General features: G+C 73.8%; 16 protein-coding genes and 2 pseudogenes. 9 read left to right on the top strand and 9 right to left on the bottom strand.

What is annotated here, in order from left to right; translation table 11 throughout:
- Nucleotides 1-65: 65 nt before the first annotated feature.
- The gene (locus tag G7075_RS16805) at nt 66-1,532 is read right to left on the bottom strand and encodes a CCA tRNA nucleotidyltransferase (protein ID WP_240917706.1); all 1,467 of its coding nucleotides are present in this window, start codon (nt 1,530-1,532) and stop codon (nt 66-68) included.
- Between the two features lie 228 nt (nt 1,533-1,760).
- On the opposite strand from G7075_RS16805, the pseudogene G7075_RS16800 reads away from it, so the two are divergent.
- The 9 genes and pseudogenes from G7075_RS16800 to trxA all read left to right on the top strand — a co-directional run bounded on the left by G7075_RS16800 (nt 1,761) and on the right by trxA (nt 9,399).
- A pseudogene (locus G7075_RS16800) lies at nt 1,761-2,251 on the top strand (NUDIX hydrolase).
- 47 nt (nt 2,252-2,298) lie between these two features.
- Nucleotides 2,299-3,318: pseudogene (gene murJ, locus G7075_RS23100) on the top strand (murein biosynthesis integral membrane protein MurJ); the annotation flags it as partial.
- A 157-nt stretch (nt 3,319-3,475) separates the two neighbouring features.
- The gene (locus G7075_RS21630) at nt 3,476-3,904 is read left to right on the top strand and encodes a hypothetical protein (RefSeq protein ID WP_166123538.1); all 429 of its coding nucleotides are present in this window, start codon (nt 3,476-3,478) and stop codon (nt 3,902-3,904) included.
- Between the two features lie 84 nt (nt 3,905-3,988).
- Nucleotides 3,989-5,884 (top strand): hypothetical protein, encoded by a 1,896-nt coding sequence (locus G7075_RS21625; protein WP_166123536.1) that lies wholly within the window; start codon nt 3,989-3,991, stop codon nt 5,882-5,884.
- Nucleotides 5,885-5,955: 71 nt separating this feature from the next.
- The gene (locus tag G7075_RS16780) at nt 5,956-6,150 is read left to right on the top strand and encodes a hypothetical protein (RefSeq protein WP_166123534.1); all 195 of its coding nucleotides are present in this window, start codon (nt 5,956-5,958) and stop codon (nt 6,148-6,150) included.
- 12 nt (nt 6,151-6,162) lie between these two features.
- Nucleotides 6,163-6,813 (top strand): RNA polymerase sigma factor SigM, encoded by a 651-nt coding sequence (gene sigM, locus G7075_RS16775; RefSeq protein WP_166123532.1) that lies wholly within the window; start codon nt 6,163-6,165, stop codon nt 6,811-6,813.
- Between the two features lie 106 nt (nt 6,814-6,919).
- The gene (locus G7075_RS16770; protein ID WP_166123530.1) at nt 6,920-7,816 is read left to right on the top strand and encodes a hypothetical protein; all 897 of its coding nucleotides are present in this window, start codon (nt 6,920-6,922) and stop codon (nt 7,814-7,816) included.
- A 183-nt stretch (nt 7,817-7,999) separates the two neighbouring features.
- Complete coding sequence (gene trxB, locus G7075_RS16765; protein WP_166123528.1) at nt 8,000-8,938, top strand: thioredoxin-disulfide reductase; 939 nt, start codon at nt 8,000-8,002, stop codon at nt 8,936-8,938.
- Between the two features lie 134 nt (nt 8,939-9,072).
- Nucleotides 9,073-9,399 (top strand): thioredoxin, encoded by a 327-nt coding sequence (gene trxA / locus G7075_RS16760; protein ID WP_166123526.1) that lies wholly within the window; start codon nt 9,073-9,075, stop codon nt 9,397-9,399.
- Between the two features lie 112 nt (nt 9,400-9,511).
- Here the strand turns inward: trxA and G7075_RS16755 are convergent, their stop codons facing one another.
- From G7075_RS16755 to rpmH, 8 genes are all read right to left on the bottom strand, one after another.
- Entirely contained in the window at nt 9,512-10,306 is a 795-nt protein-coding gene (locus G7075_RS16755; protein WP_371814255.1) for a ParB/RepB/Spo0J family partition protein, read from the bottom strand.
- A gap of 238 nt (nt 10,307-10,544) precedes the next feature.
- A complete protein-coding gene (locus G7075_RS16750) occupies nt 10,545-11,633 on the bottom strand; it encodes a ParA family protein (protein ID WP_305849790.1) in 1,089 nt (362 codons plus the stop codon).
- Nucleotides 11,634-13,712: 2,079 nt separating this feature from the next.
- Nucleotides 13,713-14,465, bottom strand: coding sequence for a 16S rRNA (guanine(527)-N(7))-methyltransferase RsmG (gene rsmG / locus G7075_RS16745; RefSeq protein WP_240917699.1), 753 nt, complete (start codon nt 14,463-14,465; stop codon nt 13,713-13,715).
- Nucleotides 14,466-14,478: 13 nt separating this feature from the next.
- Nucleotides 14,479-15,210 carry a R3H domain-containing nucleic acid-binding protein gene (locus tag G7075_RS16740; protein WP_166123524.1) on the bottom strand — a complete coding sequence of 244 codons (732 nt, stop codon included), beginning with the start codon at nt 15,208-15,210 and terminating at the stop codon, nt 14,479-14,481.
- A 61-nt stretch (nt 15,211-15,271) separates the two neighbouring features.
- Nucleotides 15,272-16,282 (bottom strand): membrane protein insertase YidC, encoded by a 1,011-nt coding sequence (yidC, locus tag G7075_RS16735; RefSeq protein WP_166123522.1) that lies wholly within the window; start codon nt 16,280-16,282, stop codon nt 15,272-15,274.
- Between the two features lie 58 nt (nt 16,283-16,340).
- The gene (gene yidD, locus G7075_RS16730) at nt 16,341-16,658 is read right to left on the bottom strand and encodes a membrane protein insertion efficiency factor YidD (protein WP_166123520.1); all 318 of its coding nucleotides are present in this window, start codon (nt 16,656-16,658) and stop codon (nt 16,341-16,343) included.
- Entirely contained in the window at nt 16,655-17,020 is a 366-nt protein-coding gene (gene rnpA / locus G7075_RS16725) for a ribonuclease P protein component (RefSeq protein WP_166123518.1), read from the bottom strand. Before rnpA ends, yidD begins: the two co-directional genes overlap by 4 nt.
- Before the next feature lie 9 nt (nt 17,021-17,029).
- Nucleotides 17,030-17,167, bottom strand: a complete 138-nt coding sequence (gene rpmH, locus G7075_RS16720; RefSeq protein WP_010849920.1) for a 50S ribosomal protein L34 — start codon at nt 17,165-17,167, stop codon at nt 17,030-17,032.
- Nucleotides 17,168-17,477: the final 310 nt, after the last annotated feature.

Genomic DNA, 17,477 nt, shown 5'->3' with positions numbered 1-17,477 from the left:
CCCGGGGGTCGGACGGGGACGGGTCGACGGGTCCCCCGCCACGTCGGGTCGGGTCATCGGCCGCGTCAGGCCCGGGACTCGGGCTGCTCGGCCCACCAGGCGAGCAGGCGCTCGCGGGCGGCGTCCGCACCGATCGGCCCCTCGTCGAGGCGCACCCCGAGCAGGTACTGGTAGGCCCGCCCGAGCACCGGCCCCGGACGGATGTCGAGCGCCGCCGCGATCTGGTTGCCGTCGAGCTCGGGGCGCACCGCCTTGAGCTCCTCCTCGGCGGTGAGCGTGGCGATCCGGGCCTCGAGGTCGTCGTAGGCCGCCGAGAGCCGCCGGGCCTTGCGGACGTTGCGGGTCGTGCAGTCGGCGCGGGTCAGCCGGTGCAGGCGGGGCAGCAGGTCGCCGGCGTCGGTGACGTAGCGGCGCACGGCCGAGTCGGTCCACTGGCCCTCGCCGTACCCGTGGAAGCGCAGGTGCAGCTCGACGAGCCGGGCGACCGCCTTGGTCGTCTCCTTGTCGAAGCGCAGCGCCTTCATCCGCTTCGAGGCGAGCTTGGCGCCGACGACCTCGTGGTGGTGGAACGAGACGCCGCCGCCGTCCTCGAAGCGCCGGGTCGCCGGCTTGCCGACGTCGTGCAGCAGCGCCGCGAGGCGCAGCACGAGGTCCGGCCCGGGCACCGACTCCGGGGGCCCGTCGGCCGGGCCCTCGAGGTCGATGGCCTGCTCGAGCACGGTCATCGAGTGCTCGTAGACGTCCTTGTGCCGGTGGTGCTCGTCGACCTCGAGCTGGAGGGCCGGCAGCTCGGGGAGGACGACCGCCGCGAGGCCCGAGGCGGCCAGCAGCTCGAGGCCCGCGCGCGGGTGCGGGGCGAGGAGCAGCTTGACGAGCTCGTCGCGCACCCGCTCGGCCGAGACGCGCGCGATGTCGGCGGACATCTCGCGCATCGCCGTGAGCACCGCCGGGGCGGGCACGAACCCCAGCTGGGCGACGAACCGGGCGGCCCGCATCATCCGCAGCGGGTCGTCGCCGAAGGAGACCTCCGGGGCCGACGGCGTCCGCAGCACCTTGGCCTCGAGGTCGGCGAGGCCGCCGTGGGGGTCGACGAAGGCGAGGTCGGGCAGCCGCAGGGCCATCGCGTTGCACGCGAAGTCGCGGCGCACGAGGTCGTCCTCGAGCGAGTCGCCGAAGGCCACGACGGGCTTGCGGGTCACCCCGTCGTAGGCGTCGGCGCGGTAGGTGGTGACCTCGACGACGGTCGCCCCGCGGCGCGCCCCGATGGTGCCGAACGCGCGGCCCATGTCCCAGGTGGCGCTGCCCCAGCCGGTGAGGATGCGCTCGGTCTCGTCGGGGCCGGCCGAGGTCGTGAGGTCGAGGTCGTTCGAGGGGCGGCCGAGGAAGGCGTCGCGCACCGGCCCGCCGACGAGGGCCAGCTCGTGTCCCGCCGCCGCGAACCGCTCGCCGAGGTCGGTGAGCACCGGCAGCACGGGCGCGAGGTTGGCCACGGCGGCGCGCAGCAGCGCGGCCGGGGGCTGGCGGTCGGACACGAGGGTCAAGCCTAGGTGCTCGACGGCGAGGGGCCCGGCGGCACCCGTTCCACGCGGCGGCGGGTGGCCCCGGAGGGGGACTCCTCAGTGCTGCGGGCGACGTCAGCACTGAGGAGTCCGCGGAGACCACCACCTCGCCCCCGACCTCCCCCGACCTCCCCCGCCCCGCGACACCGGCCACGGCCCGGACCCGACCTCCCCCGGTGCCCCAGTGGTTACAGTGACCAGATGAGCCACGCCGCCGCCGATCCGACCGGGGTGGGCCCCCGGCGGCTCCCGGCGGTCGAGGAGCGCAGCGCGGGCGGGGTGGTCGTCGACGTGCACGAGGGACGCGCGCGCATCGCCGTCATCGCCCGTCGCAACCGCGCCGGCCGGGTCGAGTGGTGCCTGCCGAAGGGGCACATCGAGGGCGAGGAGACCCTGCCCAGACCGCCGTCCGCGAGGTCGAGGAGGAGACCGGCATCGAGGGTCGCGTGCTCATCGAGCTCGGCACCATCGACTACTGGTTCGCGGCCGGCGACCGGCGCATCCACAAGTTCGTGCACCACTACCTCCTCGAGGCCACCGGCGGGTACCTCACCATCGAGAAGGACCCCGACCACGAGGCCATCGACGTCGCGTGGCTGCCGCTCGACGAGGCGCACCGGCACCTGACCTTCCCCAACGAGCGGCGGATCGCCCGCCTCGCGTGGCAGCGGCTCGCGGGCGACGCCGGGTGAGCACCACGAACGCCCCGGCCCCCAGCGTGGGCCGCTCCGGAGCCGTGATGGCCGCGGGAACCCTCGCGAGCCGCGTCGCAGGGATGCTGCGCGCGCTGCTGCTCACCTCGGTCATCGGCGGCACCGGCCTCGCGGCCGAGGCCTTCACCGTCGCCAACACCCTCCCGAACAGCCTCTACCTGCTGCTGGCGGGCGGGACCCTCAACGCGGTCCTCGTGCCGCAGATCATCCGGGCCCGCACCCGCCCCGACGCCGGCGAGGACTTCGTCAACCGGCTCATCACCGCCGCCATCGCCCTGTTCGTCGTCGCCACGGCCGTGCTGACCATCGCCTCGCCGCTGCTCGTGCGCCTGTACTTCAAGACGAGCAACGCGGAGGCCCTCCAGCTCGGCACCGTCTTCGCGTTCATCTGCGTCCCGCAGATCCTCTTCTACGGGCTCTACACGATCTTCGGCCAGGTGCTCAACGCCAACGGGCGCTTCGCCGCCTTCACCTGGGCGCCGCTCGTGGCCAACGTCGTGGCCATCGGGGGCCTCGGCTGGTTCGTGGCCGCCGGGCTGCCGGTGCGCGCCGACCCGGGGTCGTGGACGCCGCAGATGATCGGCATCCTCGCGGGCACCGCCACCCTGTCCATCGCGCTGCAGGCCGCCGCGCTCGTGCCCCCGCTGCGCCGGATGGGGTTCCGCTACCGGCCGCGGTGGGGCTTCAAGGGGCACGGCTTCGAGGGCGTCTCCGACGTCGCGAAGTGGAGCTTCGGGTCGATCGTCGTGGTCCAGGTGGGGTTCTGGGTCACCACGCAGGTCCTCACCCACGCCGCCGACGAGGGCAAGCGCCTCGGCCTGCCGGCGGCGGGCATCGCGGCCTTCAGCCCGGCCCAGCTGCTCATGATGCTTCCGCACGGCATCGTCACCGTCTCGCTCGTCACCGCCCTCTACACGCAGCTGTCGGAGGCGGCCAGCCGCGGCGACCACGAGACCGTCATGCGCCACCACGAGCAGGGCCTGCGGATGCCGGCGCCGCTGCTCATCCCGGTCGTCGCCCTCGTCCTGGCCACCGTGCCCGTCGTCACCGCCACCCTGTTCTTCAAGAACCCGCTGTCCGACACCCAGGCCATCGCGGCCGTCCTGCTCGGCCTCTTCGGGGCCTGCTGCCGCTCGGCTGGGTCTACCTCAACGACCGCGTCTTCTACGCCCAGCAGCAGACCTTCTGGTCCTTCCGCACCCAGTGCGTCGTCACCGGCATCTCCATGGCCATCGCCCTGCTCGCCTCGACCCTCCCCCGCAGCGCACGGCCACCGTCCTCGCCTTCGGGCAGACGCTCGCCTACGTCGTCGGGGCGGCCGTCGGGTGGGTCGTGCTGCGCCGCCAGCACGGACGCATCGGCCTGCGCGGCGCCGCCCGGGTCTACGTCCGGGTGGGGGTGCCGGCGGTCGTCACCGCCGCACTGCTCGGGCTGGCCGTCCACACCCTCTTCCCGGACTTCGGGGCCGAGCGGGGCGTGCAGACCTTCCTGCTCGGGGCGGTCGTGCTCGGTGTGGCCGGTGTCATCGAGCTCGCCGTCACGTGGGGGGTCGCCCACCTGCTCGGGGTCGAGGAGGTCGGGCGCCTGCTCTCGCCCGTCCTGCGCCGGGTGCGTGCCCTCGGTGGTCGCTGACCGACCCCCTACGATGGTCGGACCCGTGGGGGGACCCGCGGGGTCAGGCCGTGACCACGACCGGAAGGAGCCACGGTGAAGGGTGTGGGACCCGGCACCGTCCTCGGGGGCCGGTACACGGTGCACCGCAGGCTCGCCCAGGACCGCGGCACCGAGCGCTGGACCGCCGACGACACGACGCTCGGCCGGCGCGTCTCGGTGCTCGTCGTCACCTCCGACGACCACCGCACCGCCGCCTTCCTCGACGCCGCCCGCCGGGCCGGCTCGGTCGCGCACGCGGTGCTCGTGCGCATCCTCGACGTCGGGGAGGACACCGAGGTCGCCTACGTCGTCGAGGAGGAGCTGGCCGACGCCCGCACCCTCGCCGACCTCGTCACCGACGGCGGCATCCCCGGCGACGAGGTGCGCCGCATCACCGGAGAGGTCGCCTCGGCCCTCGAGTCGGCTCGCCAGCGCGGCCTGCACCACCTCGACCTCACCCCTGACGACGTCCTGCGCACGCCCGAGGGCGAGGTGCGCCTGCGCGGCCTCGAGGTCGCCGCCGTGCGCGCCGGTGAGGACGGCCTCGAGCCCGACGAGGCCGCCCGCCGTGACGCGGTCGGGGTCGTCGCCCTCGCCTACGCGGGGCTCACCGGGCTGTGGCCGCTCGGCGCCGGCGCCGCCGGCCTGCCGCGCGCGCCCCGGGTGCCCGGCGGGGTCGCCGCACCCTCCGAGATCGCCGCGGGCGTGCCCCGCGACCTCGACGCCATCTGCCGGCTCACCCTCACCGACGACGAGGGCCCGACGAGCCCCGGCGACTACGCCCGTCAGGTCGCGCCCTGGCCCTCGCGCCAGGTGGTCGGCCGTCCCGTGGTGCCCGCTGCCGCGGAGGCCGCGGGCGGCGACGACGCGGGCGCCGCGGATGCCGACGACGTGGACACGGACGACGTGGATGCGGACGACGTGGGCACCGACGAGGCCGCGCTCGTCGCGGGCGGACCGGTCGACGCACCCGAGGACGACGCACCCGAGGTCACGGCTCCCGGCGCGGAGGCCGACACCGACGACGAGCCCGAGGTCGACGTCGACGACGAGGACGAGGACGAGACGGACCTCGACGACGACGCTCCCGCAGCCGACGGCGCGACGGCCGCCCTGCCGGTGATCCCGCCGCTGCCGCCCGCCGAGCCGTCGGACGCCGACGACGAGCCGACCCGGGTCATCGCCCGTGCCGAGCCGCCGGACTGGCTGCACAGCGACACCGGCGAGCTGCCCGCCCCCGCGCGGACCGCCGCCCTCGCCAGCGCAGCCGGCGCAGCGGGAGCGGTCGGCGGCACGGCCGGCGCGTCCGCCCCGGCGGCCGGTGACGTCCGCCCGTCGACGAGCGCTCCCGACGACGTCGACGACCCCGGCGAAGACGACGGGGGCGACACCGGGCGCGGCGCCGCCGCGGGCGCCGCGGTGGCCGGCGCGCTCGGCCAAGTCGGCACGAAGGTCTCCGACTTCGCCCGCCGGGCCGTCGACAAGGTCTCCGAGCTCTCCCCCGACACCCGAGTCGTCGAGCCCCGCACCGACGGGCTCGACGAGCTCGACGCCCCCGCGCCCCTCGTCCCGGCCGAGCCGCTCACCAAGGACGAGTCGAAGCTGGCCCTCGGCATCGTCGTGGCCTTCCTCGTCGTCGCCCTGGTCATCGGCATCTACGGCGTCAAGCAGATCGGGGCCAACAGCGACGTCCTCGGCGACGCCTCCCTGACCCCCACGACCTCGAGCTCGGCGAGCGCCACCCCGAGCGCCAGCTCCACGGCCACCGGCGACGAGGAGGGCGGGGGCGCCCCGAGCCGCTGGCGATCCTCAAGGTCGAGGCCTACGACCCCGACGGCGACGGCGCCGAGAACAACAACCTCACGCCGAAGACCTACGACGGCAACCCCTCGACCGGCTGGAACTCCGAGAACTACCGCACCGACAACTTCGGCGGCCTCAAGAAGGGTCTCGGCCTGATCGTCGACCTCGGGCCGAACAAGAAGCCCCAGGACGTCCGGCTCGACGTCCCGCAGAGCGTCGACCTCGAGGTGTGGATCGGGCCGGACGCCACCCGCGACGGCGCCAAGAAGATCGGGGCCAAGTCCGACGCCAAGGGCACGCTCGACTTCCCCGTCCCCGCCGATGTGACCGGCCAGTACATCATCATCTGGTACACCGGACTCCACGCGGACGACCAGGGCAAGCGCAGGGCGTGGCTCGACGAGGTCGTCGTCACCGGCTGAGAGGGCTGTCCCGTGAGCGCCGAGGACCTCCAGGACCTCGACGACGCCGCGCTGCTCGCGCGCCACGTCGCCGGGGACGGCGGTGTCGCGTTCGGCGAGCTGTTCCGCCGGCACCGCGACCGGATGTACGCCGTCGCGCTGCGCACGACGTCCAACCGCGAGCTGGCCGCCGACGCCGTCCAGGAGGCGTTCATCTCCGCGTTCCGGCGGGCCGAGGCCTACCGCGGCGAGGCCGCCGTGACCACGTGGCTGCACCGCATCGTCGTCAACGCCTGCCTCGACCGGCTGCGCCGCGAGAAGGTGTCGGTGCGCCGGGCCGGCGACCTCGGCGAGCTCGACCTGCCCGACCTCCACGACCGGCACGGTTCCACCGAGACCTCCCTCGTCGTGCGGGAGGCCCTCGCCCGCCTCCCGGAGGCCCAGCGCGCGGCGCTCGTGCTCGTCGACATGCACGGGCTGCCGGTGGCCGAGGCCGCCGTCGTGCTCGGGGTGGCCGAGGGCACGGTGAAGTCGCGGTGCTTCCGGGGCCGGGAGGCGCTCGCCCGGGTGCTCCGGCCCGGTGGCCTGGCCGTCGAGGCGCCGACCGACGACCCGTCCGCGAGCGCCGACCCGACCGGGGTGCCCGCCCCGAACGGACGCACGGAACCGCAGGGGGCCTCGTGACGTCCTACCCCCGGTCGGCAGCCCGCCCGCTGCCCCCCACGACCGACACCATCCACACCGATCGCACCGCCCGCCGCCCTCGGCACGTGGCCTCCCGGAGGATCTCGTGAGCCACCCCCACGACGACACCGACCCGATCGAGCACGACCCCACGGGGATGCGTGCCCTCCTCGGGTCGCTGCCCGACCCCGGACCCATGCCCGCCGACCTCGTCGCCCGCATCGAGGCCGCCCTCGCGGCCGAGGCGGCGGCAGCAGCCGACACCGACCTCGACCAGGCCCTCCTCGCGGCCGCCGCCCCGGTGCGGGTCGACGCCGACGCCCAGCGGCCCGGTGCCGGTGCCCTCCGGCCGAGCGAGGACCCCGACGACGACCTCGACGACCGGGTGGTGCCGCTGCGCCGCCGTCGACGCTCGTCGTGGCACCTCGTCGCCGTCGCGGCCGGCGTCGTCGGGGTGCTGGGCATCGGCGGTCTCGTCGTCGAGACCCTGCGCCCCGGCGGGCTGCAGGCGAGCATCGGGATGGCCGAGGACTCCGCCTCCGGTGCCGACTCGGCCGGTGGCGCGGCCGCCCCGGAGGCCGCCGGGGGCGGGGCGCGGACGCTGTTCGCCGAGGACGGCTCGCTCGGGGTCGTCGTGCTCGGCAGCGGCCGCCGGTACACCGCGGCCGGGCTCGCCACCGAGGTGCGCGCCAGCCTCCCGTGGGACGGCACCGGCCGGGAGCCCACGACGGCGCCCTCGGGGTCGGAGTCCAAGGGTGCCCGGCCCGACCGCGAGACCGCGTACGGCCCCCTCTCGAGCGCCGACGGGGCCCGGGCGTGCGCCGAGGGGCTGGGCGTGCCCGTGGCCGACACGGTCGTCGTCGACCTCGCCGACGTCGACGGCCGGGCCGCGGCGGTGCTCGTCGCCACCACGGCCGAGGGAAAGCGGCGGGTGTGGGCCGTCTCGCGCAGCTGCACCGCCGACGCACCCGGGGTGCTCACGGGCCCGGTCGCCGTCCCCTGACGTCAGGGGTTCCGCGCCCCCCGTGGCGCGCTCGTGTGACGGATGGGGCCCCCGGGAGCCGGCCGGGCAACACACCCGGCGCCGACCGGCGGGGCGGGGCCGCGCCGGGAACAGCGCGGCCCTAGGATCGGTTCCACGAATGCACCGCATGTTGCGGTCGCCGCCCACTCGCACCACAAGGGGATGTGTCCCGTGACCTCCGACGTCCGCAACGTCATCATCATCGGCTCCGGCCCGGCCGGCTGGACGGCCGCCGTGTACGCCGCCCGCGCCAACCTCGAGCCGCTCGTCATCGAGGGCTCGGTCACCGCCGGCGGTGCGCTGATGAACACCACCGAGGTCGAGAACTTCCCCGGCTTCCGCGACGGCATCATGGGCCCGGACCTCATGGAGAACATGCGGGCCCAGGCCGAGCGCTTCGGCGCCGAGATCGTCACCGACGACGTCGAGCACGTCGAGCTCGACGGCGACGTCAAGCTCGTCCGCGACGGCTCGGGCACCGAGTACCGCGCGCGGGCCGTCATCCTCGCGATGGGCTCGGCCTACCGCGAGCTCGGCCTGCCCGACGAGAAGCGCCTCTCCGGGCACGGCGTCTCGTGGTGCGCGACCTGCGACGGCTTCTTCTTCCGCGACCAGGACATCGTCGTCGTCGGCGGTGGCGACTCGGCGATGGAGGAGGCCACCTTCCTCACGAAGTTCGCCCGCTCGGTCACCGTCGTCGTGCGCCGCGACCAGCTGCGCGCCAGCCGCATCATGGCCGAGCGCGCCGAGGCCAACGAGAAGATCCACTTCGCGTGGAACAGCGCCGTCGACGCCATCCACGGTGAGTCCAAGGTGTCCGGCGTGACGCTGCGCGACACCGTCACCGGCGAGACCCGCGAGCTGCCGGCCACCGGGCTGTTCGTCGCGATCGGGCACGACCCGCGCAACGAGCTCGTCAAGGGCCTGGTCGACCTCGACGCCGAGGGCTACGTCCTCACCGAGGGCCGGACCTCGAAGACCAACGTCGACGGTGTCTTCGCCTGCGGCGACCTCGTCGACCACACCTACCGGCAGGCCATCACCGCAGCCGGCTCCGGCTGCGCCGCGGCCCTGGACGCCGAACGCTTCCTCGCCCACTGAGGCGCGGGGGGCACCGCCACCCCGTCGCCCACCGGTGTCGGACCGGTCCGGCACCATCGCACCATCCGCCCCACTCGTCCACGTCCGCCCCATCGACCACCCCGCCGGTCACCGGCGCACAGAGAGGAACCCCCATGGGAGCCGTCAGCAAGACCACCGACGCCACGTTCGAGGCCGACGTCCTCAAGAGCGACAAGCCGGTCCTCGTCGACTTCTGGGCCGAGTGGTGCGGCCCGTGCCGCGCCGTCGCCCCGGTCCTCGAGGAGATCGCCCGCGACCACGGTGACAAGGTCTCCGTCGTCAAGCTCAACACCGACGAGAACCCCGACATCACGGGCAAGCTCGGCATCACGAGCATCCCGACGATGCACGTCTACCAGGGCGGCGAGATCGTCAAGACGATCATCGGCGCCCGCCCGAAGCCGGTGCTGCTCCGCGAGCTCGAGCAGTTCCTCGGCTGAGGCACCCCAGACCGCTGTCGAGCGGAGAACGGCCCCGGACCTGATGGTCCGGGGCCGTTCTCGTTGCGGCGGCAATACCGTTCTGGCAGAACGTGATCCGGCGTTCGTCGAGTCAGTCGGCGTCGGCCGTGGCGCGCAGCTTCATGACGTCGAGGATGCGGTTGAGGTCGTCGACCGAGGCGAACTCGACGGTGAGTCGACCCTTCTTCTGGCCCAGGGCGATGCGCACCCGGGTCTCGAGCCGGTCCGAGAGGTCGGCGGCGAGGTCGTCGAGCTGCGGACGCCGGGCACCCGGGCGCGGCTTGCTGCGGCGCGGCGGGGTGTCGCCGTCGCCGAGCGCGACCAGCTCCTCGACGCTGCGCACGGAGAGGCCCTCGGCGACGATGCGCTGGGCCATCCGCTCCATCGTCGCGGCGTCCGGCAGGCCGAGCAGGGCCCGGGCGTGGCCGGCGCTGAGCACCCCGGCGGCGACCCGCCGAGCCACGAGCGGGGGCAGGCGCAGCAGGCGCAGGGTGTTGGAGATCTGCGGCCGGGACCGGCCGATGCGGCCGGCCAGCTCCTCCTGGGTGCAGCCGAAGTCGTCGAGCAGCTGCTGGTAGGCGGCGGCCTCCTCGAGCGGGTTCAGCTGGCTGCGGTGGAGGTTCTCGAGGAGCGCGTCCCGCAGGAGGTCGTCCTCGTCGGTGGACCGGACGATCGCCGGGACGGTCTCCTTGCCCGCCGCCCGGGAGGCGCGCCAGCGGCGCTCGCCCATGATCAGCTCGTAGCGCACGGTGTCGTCGGCGGCGGCGTCGGGCACGGGACGCACGACGACGGGCTGGAGGACACCGATCTCGCGGATCGAGTGCACGAGCTCGGCGAGCTCGTCCTCGTCGAAGACCGTGCGCGGCTGGCGGCGGTTCGGCGTGATCTCGTCGAGCGGGATCTCCGCGAAGCGCGCCCCGGGGACCGGGCGCAGGCCGTCGGTGGGCTCCGTCGTCGCGGGGGTGTCGCTCGGGGGTGCGGGGCGGCGCCGTTCTCGGCACCCTCCCCCGCCGGCGTCGGCCCGCCCTCGCGATCCTTAAAGAAGACGTCGACCGGGCGGTCGGTCGCCGGCTGGCTCGGGATGAGCGCGCCGAGGCCGCGGCCCAGGGCTCGCCGCTTCTCGCTCATGCGGTCTCCTCGCTCGTGGGTCGCGCGGCGCCGCGCTCGGCGAGCTCGACGGCCGCCTCGAGGTAGGACAGGGCGCCGCTGCTGTTCGGGTCGTAGGTCATGACGGTCTGGCCGTGGCTCGGCGCCTCGGAGATGCGCACCGAACGCGGAACGGTCGCCCGCAGGGTCTGGGCCGAGAAGTGCTCGCGGACCTCGTCAGCCACCTGGGCGGACAGCCGGGTGCGGCCGTCGTACATCGTCAGGAGGATCGTCGAGACGTGCAGCGAGGGGTTGAGGTGGCTGCGGATCAGCTCGATGTTCTTGAGCAGCTGGCTGAGGCCCTCCAGCGCGTAGTACTCGCACTGGATGGGGATGAAGACCTCGTTGGCGGCGACGAAGGCGTTGACGGTGAGCAGGCCGAGGCTCGGCGGGCAGTCGACGAGGACGTAGTCGAGCTGGTCCCCCGTCGCGACCCGGTGGGCCACGTACGCCGCGACCGCCTTCTGGAGCCGGGTCTCACGGGCCACGAGCGAGACGAGCTCGATCTCGGCGCCGGCGAGGTCGATCGTCGCGGGGGCGCAGACCAGGCCGGGCAGGTCCGGGCAGGGCTGGACGACCTCGGCGAGGGCGCGCCCGTCGACGAGGACGTCGTAGACGCTCGGCACCTCGGAGTGGTGGTCGATGCCGAGGGCCGTGCTCGCGTTGCCCTGGGGGTCGAGGTCGATGACGAGGACCGTGCTGCCGGCCTGGGCGAGCGCTGCGGCGACGTTCACCGTGGTCGTCGTCTTGCCGACTCCACCCTTCTGGTTCGCGACGGTGAGGACCCGCGTCTGCGCCGGCCGGGGGACGGAGCGACCGGTGAGGGTGATCCGCTTGCGCGCGTCCTCGGCGACGGCCTGCGCGAGCGGGGTGTTCCAGTCGGCTCCGGGAATCGATGCGGCGATGGCTGCTCGCTCCTCGTGGTCGTCGGTGTCGTCGTCGGTGGACCCGGCCGTGGGCCGGTCCTCGGGCGACGTGGTGTCAGCAGGTGCTGTGGTCTCCGGCTCCGACGTCGGTGCCGCCGACCCGTCCCCCGCTCCCCCTGGTGAGTCGGACGTTCCCGTCACCGGGTCGTCGTCCTCGTCACTGAGCGTTTCACGTGAAACGGTGGCGGGCCACCCGAGCTCCGACGGGTGCTCCGGATCGCCGGTGGGGAAACCGAGTCCGTCGGCGACCGGCGGACGATCCGGGGTGTGGACGGTGGTGGTCACCGCAACCTCCTTGATGCTGAACCACCCCATCCAACATCACCAACTGCCGACACGCCAAAGAACGCCCGGGCCTGTGGACAACGTGGGGGAAACGACGGGGGGTGTGGACGGGGCTCATGTGTTTCACGTGAAACATCGTGCGTGGATCCGCGCCATTCCGCGGTTTTCGGGTGTGTCAGGCGTCGCGTCAGGCGCGGTGGATAACCTGTGGACGAATTCGGTGCGCATCGGGAGGGGCCTCGGTCGTCGATCCTCTGAAGGCCCGGATGCGGCGTTCGGTCGTGACGTCCCGGTGGGGTCGGGAGCCCCCGCGGCAACGGAGTCGCGGGTCGTTCGACGCACCCACTGACCGGCTCCGAGGACGCGGTCGACCACCGCGTCGGCGGTCTGCGTCACGCCGCGCCGGCAGTGCGCCACCAGAAGCCCGCCGACGACGGAGGGTCGCGGGCTCCTCAGGATCAGCGCCGTCGCGCCCCGGTCCACAGAGCCGGGTCGCACGGGCCGGGTCGCACGTCCGGGTCGCACGTCCTGGCAGCCTCCGACTCCGGCGCCCCGGTCCGCACGCGTCGGAGCCACCGGTTCCCACGTCGTGGCCCCCGCGGTCGGCCCCTGGGCCATCGGCGACGAGGGCGTCCCGGGCCGACCGCGTCGGCCGCGACCACGGGAGGCGGCCCCCTCCTTCCCTGGCGGGCTCGCCACCCGGCGCCGGCGGCGCGATGGACACCCAGTCGACGGAGCGCGCCGAGGAACGCTCCACCAGAGACCCGGCCTGGTCACCGGATCCAGACGTGGCGAGCCCCGCCCCACCGACACGAGGTCCCAGCCACCCCGCCGCCTCCGGGCGCGAGCGTTACCCCCACCGACCACGGGCCCGAGCGTCACTCCGCCGACGCCGGGGACCAGCCTCACGACACCGACCTCGGGCGCGAGCCTTGCCCCCCGATGACCGGAGTGATCCGGCAGCGAGCGAACGCCGCCCGTCGGCCGGCGGTCTGTGGACCCGACCCGGCCGGCGGTCGCAACGACGGCTACCCCGCACCTGGATGAGCTGATCGAAGAGGGTCCGTGTCCGGACGATGCCTCCTCGCCCGTCGCCTGCCGGGGTCAGATGCCGTCCGCCCCGTGTGGCAGGCTGCGCCCGAGTGCCCCATCCCCGGGCGACCGGACGCTCTGGGCCGACCAGGTCACCGGGCGACCCCCAAGCTCCGGGTCGACCCGCCTCCCCTGGGTGCCGACGACCCGCCGTGTGGGTGGTGCCGACCAGGTCACCGAGCGACCCCCAACGCTCCTGGCTGATCCAGCTTCCCTCGGTGCAGACGACGCACCGCGTTGCCAGATGCCGATCGGGCGCGCCGAGCCAGCCCGCGGGCGACCCCCAACGCTCCGATTCGACCCGCCTCCCTTGGGCGCCGACGACCCACCGTGTGGCCAGGTATCGGTTCGCCCACCTGATCCGCCCACCCGGGTCCTGCGCCACCAGCCCGGTGGGCCCCGGAGAGGTCCTCCGCTGGAACCGGCCCAGAAGGACGACCACGGCGAGTCCGACCGCGGGTCTGTCGACTGGCCGTAGCCCGTTCTGGACGGGCGATGTTTCACGTCAAACGTCCGGGTCGCTGTCCGTCGAGGGTCAGGCGCAGTTCTCCTGGGAGGAGTGGGCAGGCCCCTCTGCGGGTGTGCGCTGGACACCTCGATGTTTCACGTGAAACGTGCGCCCGGTGAGTCGACTCCGCCGGCGAAGCACGTTGGTCCGGTCCTCCGCGGACGTCAGACCCGGGCCGAGGGCCCGCGCCCCTCCACGTCGGATCGAGGCGTGTCCGCACGCCGACGGGGAGCTGACCGTCCGCTCGACGCCGTGACGCCGGACCGGACGTGGGTCCCGCCATCCCCCCGAGTCCGCCGCCCAGTCCAGTTCGCGCCGGGCCGACCTCCTCGGCGTCAGCCCCCGGTGGCCGCCGAGCCGGACGACCCCGCCGCGGTGCCCCGTCGGGCCCGTGCCGACCGCCGCGACCGACCGGCCCGCTGACGACCGGACGGACGGGCCTCGAGGCGCAGGTCGACGGTGAGGACCGGCTCCTCGAGGACCGAGCCACCGTGCTCGGTCACCACGCCGACACCGAGCCCGAGCCGGGCCAGGGAGGCGGCGTCCTCGGCCAGCTCGTCCGCGGCGCTGCGGCCCTTCATCGCCACGAGGGTCCCACCGTCCTCGAGGAGCGGCACGCACCACCGGGCAAGCTTGTCGAGACGGGCCACCGCTCGCGCGGTGACCCAGGGCGCCGAGACCGACCCCGCGAGCTCCTCGGCCCGACCCCGGTGCACGGTGACCGACTCCAGGCCGAGCTCCTCGACGACGCCCTCGAGCCAGGTGGTCCGACGCAGCATCGGCTCGACGAGGTGCACCCTCAGGTCCGGTCGGGAGATCGCCAGCGCCACGCCGGGCAGACCCGCCCCCGACCCGACGTCGACGAGCGAGGCATTCTCGGGGAAGGCATCCTCGATGACGGCACAGTTGAGGACGTGTCGTTCCCAGAGGCGCGGCACCTCCCGCGGCCCGATGAGCCCGTGGGTCACCCCGGTGTCGGCGAGGATCGCCACGAAGCGCTCTGCCAGCCCGAGCCGGTCCCCGAACACCACGGCCGCACCCGAAGGTGCGGCCGGCGCCGTCAACGGGGTCTCCCCGTCATGTTTCACGTGAAACGCATCCTCACGCGGGGCTGATGACGACGTACCGTCGCGGCTCCGCGCCCTCGGACTCGGAGACCAGACCGGCCGCCAGGACCTCGTCGTGGACGACCTTGCGCTCGAACGCGGTCATCGGCGCGAGGGACGCCGGTTCGCCCGACCCCTTGACCCCGGCGATCGCCTCCTGCGCGAGCGTGACGAGCGAGGCGCGGCGCTCGGCCCGGTGGCCGGCGACGTCGAGCATCAGTCGGCTGCGCTCACCCGTCTCGGCCTGGACGGCGAGGCGCGTCAGCTCCTGGAGGGCCTCGAGGACCTGGCCGTCGGGGCCGACGAGCCGCCGCGGAACCCGACCCTCGTCGCTGTCGACGAGGGCGACAGCCGCCCGGTCACCGTCGATGTCGACGTCGAGGTCACCGTCGAGGTCGCAGATGTCGAGGAGGGTCTCGAGGAAGTCGGCCGCGACCTCACCCTCGCGCTCGAGCTGACCACGCCGGCCGGTCCGCTTCGACCCGCCGGTCGCCGCCTCCTCGTCGCCGTCCTGGTCGTCGCCGTCGGCGTCACCGTCGGCGTCATCACCGTCGTCCTCGGAGTCGTCGCCGGCGGCGGAGTCATCGGCCTCAGGGGTCTCGTCGGCCGACTCACCGGCCGGCTCCTGTGTCGTGGTGCCGTCTGCCTCCTCCGCGGTGTCGACCTCGAGGAGGGTGTCGGTGGTGGGCTCGGCGGCCTCGGTGGCCTCGGTCGTGTTCTCGCTCATGTGCTCTCCAGGTGGGAGGGACGGGTCGGGTCGGTGGGGCGGCACACGGCCGCGGGGTGGGTCAGCCGCCGGAGGAGGACGGACCACCCGCGGGCTTGCCGCCCGGCTTGGTGGCGCCCTTGGTGCGCTTCTTGGACTTGGGCTGCACGCGCTGCCCGCTCTTCGCGGCGTCCTCGCCCTCGGCACCCTCGGTGATCTCGGCGGCCACGACGGCCCCGGGCACGGGCTTGCCCTTGCGCTTGAGGCGCTCGTGGTAGGCCCGCTCGGCGGCCGACCCCGGCGCCGGCATCCGGCGGATCACGTAGAACTGCTGGGTCATCGACCACACGTTGGTGGTGAACCAGTAGAGGAGGACACCGATCGGGAAGTTGATGCCGGAGACGGCGAAGATGACCGGGAAGATGTAGAGCAGCATCTTCTGCTGCTTCGCGAACGGGCTGTCCAGCGCCGACTGGGGCATGTTCTTCGTCATCAGCTGGCGCTGGGTCGTGAAGGTCGTCGCCGACATCAGCACGATGAGCACGACGGTGACGATCTGCGTCGACAGGTTGTTGGCCCGCAGGAACGAGTCCGACAGCTGTGCGCCGAAGATCGAGGCCGACTCCGCCTGTCCCGCAACGGTTTTCGTGATCGGACCGATCTGGTCCTTCTTCCCGCTGGCGATGTCCTGGAGGCCGTTGAGCACCCGGAAGAGGCCGAAGAAGAACGGCGACTGGACGAGGATCGGGAGGCACGAGCTGAAGGGGTTGGTCCCCTCCTTCTTGTACAGCTCCATCGTCTCCTGGGTCATCGCCTGGCGGGACTCGGGGTCGGACTTGCCCTTGTACTTCTTCTGGATCTTCTGCAGCTCGGGCTGGATCAGCTGCATCTTGCGCGATGCCTTGATCTGCTTGACGAACAGCGGGATCATCGCGGCCCGCATGACGATCACGAGGCCGACGATCGACAGCGCCCAGGTGATGCCCGCGGCCTCCGGCAGCCCGAGGGTCGTGAAGACCTGGTGGAAGCCGTACATGATCCACGCCACGAGCCACTCGATCGGCGTCAGGATGCTGTTCAACAGGTCGCCCATGATGTCCTTCGTCGGTGCCGGACTCGGCCGGCGGGTGGTGTCACGGTGGTGACGGTGGTCAGGGGTGTGAGGGGCTCGCGCCGGTGGCGCCGCCGTAGGGCTTGGGTCCGGTGGTCCCGGGCACCGGGCGCCCGGTCACCGCGTCCCGCTCGGGCACGTGGTCGACGCCGCCGGCGGCCCACGGGTGGCAGCGACCGATCCGGGCCACCGCCATCCACGACCCCCGCAGCGGCCCGAACCGCTCGAGCGCCGTCACCGCGTAGGCCGAGCACGACGGGTAGTACCGGCACGTCGGGGGACGCATCGGGCTGATGAACCGCTGGTAGCCGCGGATCGCCCAGAGCAGCGGCGACGCGAGCAGCCGTCCGAGTGTCACACCGCACCTCCGAGCCGCCGCAGCACCTTGTGCCACAACGCGTCGAGCGCGACCGCGAGTTCCCCCGAGGTCGCCGTGCCCGCCGCCGGGTTGGCCCGGACGACCAGGTCGACCCCGGCCGGGACCACGGCCAGCCGCTGGGCCACGAGGGCCCGCAGCCGGCGCTTGGTGCGAGTACGGACGACCGCGCCGCCGACGGCCTTCGACACGACGAAACCGACCCGCGGCGGGCGACCCGCACGCGCGTCGGTTCGGTGGGCGTGGACCACGAGCAGTCTCGAACCGGCCCGGGTGGACCCGGGGCCGCGGACCGCCGACGCGAACTCGGACCGCTCGCGCAGCCGGTTCGGCGCCGGCAGCACCGACCGGCCTCAGGCCGAGAGCTCTGCGCGGCCCTTGCGACGCCGGGCGGCGAGGATGGCGCGGCCGGCGCGGGTGCGCATCCGCAGGCGGAAGCCGTGCGTCTTGGCCCGTCGGCGGTTGTTCGGCTGGAAGGTCCGCTTGCTCACGATGTGTCTCTTTCGCGGGTGGCGGGCCGGAGTGGCCCGGTGGTCGGGGGGCAGCCCGGTCGGCTGCAGTCGGAGACCCACGGGTCGTGTCGTGCGACACGAGTCATGGGCATGCGAAAACAGCCGGGAACAGGCTGCTCCACGGTACCCGAGCGCCCGCTCGGCGACCAAACCCGAGGCCGGGTACCCAACTCCACCACGAACCCTCTACCATCGCACGGAGCATCGGGCGGGCAGCGCGCGACACACGGACGCCGTCGACGACGTCGTCCTCACAGCCTGTGGACAACCATGTGGACGACTCCACTGC

Origin of the sequence: Phycicoccus sp. HDW14, from assembly GCF_011383005.1 — a bacterium.
GTDB lineage: Bacteria > Actinomycetota > Actinomycetes > Actinomycetales > Dermatophilaceae > Phycicoccus.
The sequence above is the reverse complement of the archived record's forward strand: the minus strand, read 5'-3'. Positions and strand labels throughout refer to the sequence as shown.

Coding starts and splice junctions, on each gene's coding strand:
- trxA (WP_166123526.1), top strand. CDS start 9,073: ATGGGAGCCGTCAGCAAGACCACCGACGCCACGTTCGAGGCCGACGTC.
- yidC (WP_166123522.1), bottom strand. CDS start 16,282: ATGGGCGACCTGTTGAACAGCATCCTGACGCCGATCGAGTGGCTCGTG.
- trxB (WP_166123528.1), top strand. CDS start 8,000: ATGTGTCCCGTGACCTCCGACGTCCGCAACGTCATCATCATCGGCTCC.
- G7075_RS16740 (WP_166123524.1), bottom strand. CDS start 15,210: ATGAGCGAGAACACGACCGAGGCCACCGAGGCCGCCGAGCCCACCACC.